Consider the following 7,022-nt stretch of genomic DNA (forward strand, 5'->3'; position numbering starts at 1 on the left):
ATCCCGTATGATATATTCATAATGTAATTCCTTACACTCCTTATATTGTAATTCATGATGGTATCTCCGTCAATAAACCACACGAAAATGCAGTCCGGTTTTCTGTGAAAACTGGACTGCATTTTCTGTCATTTATATGTTATCTCCCTGCCGGACAACTTCCGGCCCCCTCTTTATACCTTGAAAACATCCAGTACCTTTTCCAGCTTATCCGCTAATGCCAGCAGATTCTCAGAAGAATTCATCAGTTCTGTCATGGTATCACTCATGCCATGAGCCGCCTGCATTGTACTGTCTGCGGATGCTGCATTCTGTTCGGAGATTGCCGACAATCCTTCCACTACATCACGGATCGCGCTTCCGGACTGTCCCAAGACATCCATCTTCTCCCGGATACCGCCGATATGTTGCAGGGAATTCTCCACACCATCCGCTACTGCCGCAGTCTTCACACCGGTCTCCTCTAACTTGCTCTGCTGGTGATTCATGTTGGCTTCCACTTCACCCATGATCTCCACCATTCTGCCGGAAGACTCCATGATATTTTGGATGATCTGCTGGATCTCGGTTGCGGAGCGCTTAGACTGGTCAGCCAGCTTACTGATCTGCTCTGCTACCACCGCGAAGCCTCTTCCCGCTTCTCCGGCTCTGGCTGCTTCAATGCTGGCATTCAGTGACAGCAGATCTGTCTCGTCCGCAATATCCTGAATCATGGATACTGCCTTGGTGATATTCTGAATTGCTCCGTTCATATCCGTTATCTGTTCCGCTACCCGCAGGACAGATTCCTTGGTGCTCTCGTTGGAGCCGTTCAGTTCCTTCATGATCTCTTCGGAAGCTTTCTCCGCTTCTGCCATCCTGCCGGCATAATCCGTCAGAGATTTTACTTCCTCAGATATATATTCGATCTGCTCGCCGATACGCACTACATTTTCATTAGCATCCGTTGTCTCATTGGCCTGATTCCTTGCGCCGTCTGATATCTCGCCGACAGCATGGTATACATCATTCACAGATTCCTGGGTATCCTGTGCCATCTTGATCAGTTTGTTGGAAGATGCTGTCAGATCATCCGCGGAATCCTTGATCTCTGTTACGATCGAACGGAGAGTTTTTTGCAGTTTTACAGAAATACGATATACATCCCCAAGTTCATCCTTTTTACGGCACTGCTTTTCATCCGGCTCTGCATCCAGTTCTCCGTTCACGATCCTGCCTAGGAAATGCTTCGTCTTCTTCATGGTCTTCACCATGCTACGGGATAATACGCTTACCAGCGTTGCCGCCACAAGAACACATGCCACAGCGATCAGAATAATATCCTTGACCTGCATCGAGATTGTATCCTTGACATTCTGCATCGGCGTCGCCACTTCGATGGCACCGATCACAGAGCCATCAGAATTGATCAACGGCTGATAATATACATAATAATCTACTTCGGAAATGTTGCAGTCCGTCAGGAACAAAGCCTCCCCAGTCTGAATCTGTGCATAGACATCGTCTTCCAGCGCCGTACCGTTAATACGTCCTCCTTCCGGCTTGGTCAATGTCGTGATCAGACGCATATTTCCATACAAAAAAGACACCTGGAAGCCTGTCTTCTCCTGCAATCCATCGATCAACTGTGTCTCCCCGGAAATGGATGTGCCGCCCTTGCGCACCTTGCCTCCCTTATCTCTGGTGTAATCGCCTTCATACAGATTCGTGTAGGTTTCATCCACACTGACACCAACGATCTGCAGAGACTGCTCAATCTGTTTCTCAATTCCGGTCTCTAATGCTTTGGCCCCAACCGTAGCCACCAGTGCACATACAATGATCATCGGCAGAAGGCTCAATGCCAGTATCTTTTTCGAAATTGTGAAAAATGGCTTTTTGTTCCCTTTTACTTTCGTTTTCTTATTCTCTGTCTTCTTCATACTTACCACATCTGCCTTTCTGTAAAAGACTTTATCACATTCGGTCCATCTCGAAAACGTTTAAGTATTTTCTCGGTAAATTCATTGTAACATTTTCCATATAGTAATACAATTCGACAAAATTACAAGTATTTTATTGTTAAATTTGGTCATTTTTCCTTAACGTTAAGTGAAAATATCTCTTTTGTTTACGAAACAGTTAAGTTTTCTGCTTCCAGACCGGCATACGCAGTATCTTTATCAATAGCGGAATGATCATAATAAACCACACAATAGGCTCCGCTGCGATGACACCCGGGTATCCGAACATGGGAACCAGCGTCGCCGCGATCACAATTTTCCCTATCATTTCCAACGAGCTGGAGATCAGCGGTACGATCCGCTCTCCCAGTCCCTGCATGGAGTTTCTCACAATACAGATTACCGCTGTCACATAATAGAACAGTGTATCTACCTTCAGATATAATGTGGCATTGTAGATCACTTCCGGAGTTTTGCTGCCGGTGACCAGCCATACCAGCCAGTCACCGATGGTATAAGCAGTCACAATATTAAGCGTACACCAGATGCAGGTATAACCGGTTGCCAACAGGATTCCTCTGCGGATCCGTTCGATTTTGCCCGCTCCCAGATTTTGTCCGCAATAGGTCGCCATTGTCTGACCGAAGACGCTGAACATGATCATGAAGATCTCGGAGATCTTGCGGGCTGCCGTATGGGCAATGATAATATTCTGTCCCAGCTTATTGATGGAGGTCTGCAATGTCAATGTACCGATATTGACCAGCGAGCTCATGAATCCCATGGAAAGACCGGAGCTTAACATATTGCGGAGCATTCCGGCATCCTGCAGCTTCAGATCATCCACACGTATCCGCAGAATTTCATACTTTTCCCACAGATAGACCGCACACACCACCACAGCGATCAGCTGCGACAGCACAGTAGCAACTGCGGCACCCAGCACTCCCATATGCAGCACCACGATCAGAAGCAGATCTCCTCCGATATTCAGCACCACCGACACCGCCAGCACGATCAGCGGGGTCACGGTATCTCCGATCGCTCTTAGGGTCGCCGCTAATACATCATATAGTAATGTAACAACAAGTCCCGCTATGATCACGGATACATACTGTGTTGCTGTGTTCAGCAGATTTTCCGGCACATTCAGAAATCTGAGGATCGGCTGCAAAAATACAAGCCCTCCTATCGTCAGTACCACAGCTGCCAATAGGCCAAGCACCAGAGAATTGCCCAAGGATCTGCGCAATCTGTCCATATCCTTCGCTCCGAAGCACTGTGCCGAAATAATAGCAAAGCCATTGCACATTCCCATCAGGAATTGTACGATCAGATTGCTCAGCGTCGTCGTGGCCCCCACTGCCGCCAGGGCATTATCTCCCAGAAAAGTACCTACGATGCGGGTATCTGCCAGACTGTAAGTAAGTTGCAATAAATTGGCCAAAAAAATAGGAAGGGCAAACGTCAGTATCAAAACTGACGGTCTGCCCTTTGTAAGATCTTTCATATAGTTCCTCACTTCTACACTTCCGAGAAAAATATAGATTTTCCCGCGTGATAGGGCTACAGAACTTTTTTAAAACTTTTTCTTGGCATTGTCAAGGTATTTCTTGGTCTCAGCCACCACAACACCATTTAATGCCAACAGTGCGATCAGGTTCGGGATCGCCATCAGACCGTTGAAGATATCTGCGATGGTCCATACTGCCTTAACAGTCATGTAGGGTCCGATGAATACGCAGGCAATGTAGATCCAACGGTATACTTTGATTGCCTTCGGCTTCTGACCGATCAGGTATTCCAGGCATCTCTCGCTGTAGTAATCCCAACCGAGGATCGTGGTAAATGCAAAGAATACCAGGCATACCATCAGGATAAAGGATGCAATAGAGCTGCTAAAAGGCAGCCCCTGCTGGAAAGCTCTGGTGGTAACATCCACGCCGTCCAGACCTACGTTCCAGGAATCGGTAATTACGATCGTAAGACCGGTCATGGTACAAATGATCAGAGTATCAATGATGGTACCCATCATTGAGATCAGACCCTGTTTGGCAGGAGAGTCATTCTGCGCTGCAGCCGCTGCGATCGGTGCACTACCGATACCGGCTTCGTTGGAGAAAATACCTCTCGCAATACCCTTCTGCATTGCCATGATAACCGCTCCCAAAGCACCGCCGGCTACGGCACGCATCCCAAACGCACTCTGTACAATGGTTACGATAGCTGCCGGAATGGCAGTTACATTAAAGATCAATACTAACAGACAGGCTACTACATAAGTCACTGCCATAAAAGGAACGATGACCTGTGCCACGGTGGAGATACGCTTTAATCCACCGATAACAACCAGTGCCACGCAGATGGTCAAAAGGATTCCGGAGATCACCACGCTCCAGGAATAGTCCATGCCGAAGAGCTGTACGGTATGTGCATTATTTGCATCGAAGAAATTATGTACCGCACTGGTGATACCGTTGATCTGGGTAAAGGTTCCGATACCGAACAATCCTACGCATACACCCATAAAAGCGAAGATCTTCGCCAGCCATTTCCAGCTCTTGCCCATACCGTTTTCGATATAGTAGAAGGGGCCGCCGATAATGTGTCCATCCTCTGCTACCACACGATATTTCACCGCCAGCAGGCACTCGGAATACTTTGTAGCCGTACCTACCAGCGCAGCGATCCACATCCAGAACAAAGCTCCGGGACCGCCTGCTACAATAGCCGTTGCCACACCAACGATATTACCGGTTCCGATGGTAGCGGACAATGCCGTACACAGTGCCGCGAAACTGGATACTTCGCCGTCTTCGCCCGACTTTTCATTGGCAATTAAATGTTTGATTGCATGGGGAAGCTTCGTGATCTGCAAAAAACGAAGTCTGGCTGTGAGAAAAAGGCCCGTAGCCAGAATGAGGACGATCAGGGGGATGCCCCAGACGAAATCATCCACTGTGGTCAGAAAGTTACTAATCATGTCTAACATATTCCCTCTCCTTCCGTCACCTCTTGTGACGTCCTATCGTAGATTGATTTCTTCCGAAGAGAATGGGAATAAGCATATAGATGCTCTGTCCTTTTGCCTGAGAGATTGGCAGCTTTACTGCCGTACACCTTCGGCGCCTTCTATACGGAAATATGAAAATTGCTTTCCGTGGAAGGACTCTCCAGAGTAAATCTTTACCGCGCTAAAGCGGCAACAAAATCACAATAGCATACTTTTTCACCCATTGCAACGTTTTTTTATCTTTGACATTGATCTGCCCAACACAGACATTGACTTTTATGGTACCTGATTACTATAATATAATTCATATGAATACTAACACGAACAATCACAAAACTTCATATTCCATTACACGTGGACTGTTTTTCCTGATCATGTGTTCTGTGATTTTTACGGTACTGTACTACAGTCTGCCCAAACAGAACCATGAGCCGGCAATATCGGATTATATTGACTTTTCAGAAGGCTGGACCACCTCCGATGGAAGCCCCGTTGATTTTTCCCATATCAGCGGCACCTGCACAGTGACCAAGAAGCTTCCTGCGCTGACTCACGACATGGCACTTTTCTTTTTTTATAAAAGCTCCAATGTCACGATCCTGATAGACGACCGGCAGATCTATGAGACCATACGACCGGAGGGAGTTTTCTTCGGCAAGACGCCGGGAGCCTCTTATGTCTCTCTGCCGATCTACCGGGAAGATTCCGGGCGCACGCTCACCCTGGTGATCGATAATCCTTACAGAGACGGCAGTGGCAAGATCAATCATATGTACCTGGGGCGTAGTGAAGATATTCTGATAAGCCGCATCCGCGACAAGGCACCCGGATTCGGCATCAGCTTCCTGATCGCCCATCTTGGTCTGGCATTTATCCTGTTTTATCTGCCATTACACAAGAAGCACATCATCGGCAGTGAGATGCTTTATCTGGGATTATTTGCTCTGAATACCGGTATCTTTATGTTGGCAGATAACCGTATGCTGCAACTGATCCTGCGTAACAGCCATATTTATCATACAATTGCGGAACTTTTTATGATGCTGATCACCATTCCACTGTTTCTGTACCTTGGCAAAATGTATACAGAGTACTCCCCTGTGATGGTACAGACAGTATGCCTGATCAGTGTCATGGATTTCAGTATACGTTTCTGCCTGAATCTGACCGGTCTCAAGGACTTCCATGAAAGTCTTCGTCTGACCCATATTACTTTTGGCATTCTGATCGCACTTGTTATCTATGCCATCGGCAAGGGGTTTTATCAGAATCAAAGGCAGCATCTGAAGCACAATCTATATCATAACCTTGGAATTCTGTGTCTGTGCTTTGGCGTTCTACTGGATATCCTGCTGCTATGGTTCGGCAGTGCTCCCGAGACCAGCTTCTTCACACGGATCGGTGTGCTTATGTTCCTGATCATGGAAGCAGTCCAGGTTACCCTGCGCCTCATGACCAACTATCAGGAAGGTGTTCGCATGCAGCTGCTCAGCCGCCTGGCTTATCGCGACGGTCTGACCGACCTGCTGAACCGTACTTCCTATATGGAAGAATTGAAAAGACTGGACGCATCCCATAATTTTCATGTGTTGCTGGCACTGTACGATGTGAATAGCCTCAAATATGTGAACGACACCTACGGTCACCAAAGCGGTGATGAAATGATCCGCCGGGTAGCGGATACTCTGTCGGCACATCTCGGTTCCTTAGGAAAATGTTACCGAATCGGCGGAGATGAGTTCGTATTTCTGTCGACCGCAACCGATTCTGAAAAAGAATTTCTCAGGCTGCAAAGAGATTTCGAAGCGTCTCTGGGAGTTCTGAAGCTTCCGGACGGTTCCGAGCATCCCATTACTGTAGCCATGGGATATTCCGTACTGACCCATAATATGCCTCGTTCCATGGACGATATGGTCCGGGAGGCCGATGCCAAAATGTATGAGGCGAAACGACGAATGAAAACAGAAAATTGATCATAGGATTTGCAGATCTTATTTCATTTTGTAATGTAACTTGAAAGTTAGTGAAATAATCCCGTAGCCCTTGGCAGGGTATAAGAAACGCGG

At 47.2% G+C, this 7,022-nt stretch carries 4 protein-coding genes and 1 riboswitch; of the genes, 1 reads left to right on the forward strand and 3 read right to left on the reverse strand.

Going from position 1 to position 7,022, the window contains the following annotated elements; genetic code table 11:
- Positions 1–173 precede the first annotated feature (173 nt).
- From DWZ61_RS17465 to DWZ61_RS17475, 3 genes are all read right to left on the reverse strand, one after another.
- Positions 174–1,922 carry a methyl-accepting chemotaxis protein gene (locus tag DWZ61_RS17465; protein ID WP_118539876.1) on the reverse strand — a complete coding sequence of 583 codons (1,749 nt, stop codon included), beginning with the start codon at positions 1,920–1,922 and terminating at the stop codon, positions 174–176.
- A 199-nt stretch (positions 1,923–2,121) separates the two neighbouring features.
- Positions 2,122–3,453: an MATE family efflux transporter gene (locus DWZ61_RS17470; protein ID WP_117466561.1), complete on the reverse strand. Its 1,332-nt coding sequence runs from the start codon at positions 3,451–3,453 to the stop codon at positions 2,122–2,124.
- A gap of 69 nt (positions 3,454–3,522) precedes the next feature.
- Positions 3,523–4,935 carry a sodium:alanine symporter family protein gene (locus DWZ61_RS17475; RefSeq protein WP_118539877.1) on the reverse strand — a complete coding sequence of 471 codons (1,413 nt, stop codon included), beginning with the start codon at positions 4,933–4,935 and terminating at the stop codon, positions 3,523–3,525.
- A gap of 75 nt (positions 4,936–5,010) precedes the next feature.
- A riboswitch (glycine riboswitch) is annotated at positions 5,011–5,130 on the reverse strand.
- A gap of 134 nt (positions 5,131–5,264) precedes the next feature.
- Here DWZ61_RS17475 and DWZ61_RS17480 point away from each other — a divergent pair.
- Positions 5,265–6,929, forward strand: coding sequence for a GGDEF domain-containing protein (locus tag DWZ61_RS17480; RefSeq protein WP_182427176.1), 1,665 nt, complete (start codon positions 5,265–5,267; stop codon positions 6,927–6,929).
- Positions 6,930–7,022: the final 93 nt, after the last annotated feature.

Origin of the sequence: Clostridium sp. AF34-10BH (assembly GCF_003478095.1) — a bacterium.
In the GTDB taxonomy this organism is placed as follows: Bacteria; Bacillota; Clostridia; order Lachnospirales; family Lachnospiraceae; genus Acetatifactor; species Acetatifactor acetigignens.

Excerpts from the sequence above, each read along its gene's own strand:
- DWZ61_RS17465 (WP_118539876.1), bottom strand. The coding sequence starts at position 1,922 with ATGAAGAAGACAGAGAATAAGAAAACGAAAGTAAAAGGGAACAAAAAG.
- DWZ61_RS17470 (WP_117466561.1), bottom strand. The coding sequence starts at position 3,453 with ATGAAAGATCTTACAAAGGGCAGACCGTCAGTTTTGATACTGACGTTT.
- DWZ61_RS17475 (WP_118539877.1), bottom strand. The coding sequence starts at position 4,935 with ATGTTAGACATGATTAGTAACTTTCTGACCACAGTGGATGATTTCGTC.
- DWZ61_RS17480 (WP_182427176.1), top strand. The coding sequence starts at position 5,265 with ATGAATACTAACACGAACAATCACAAAACTTCATATTCCATTACACGT.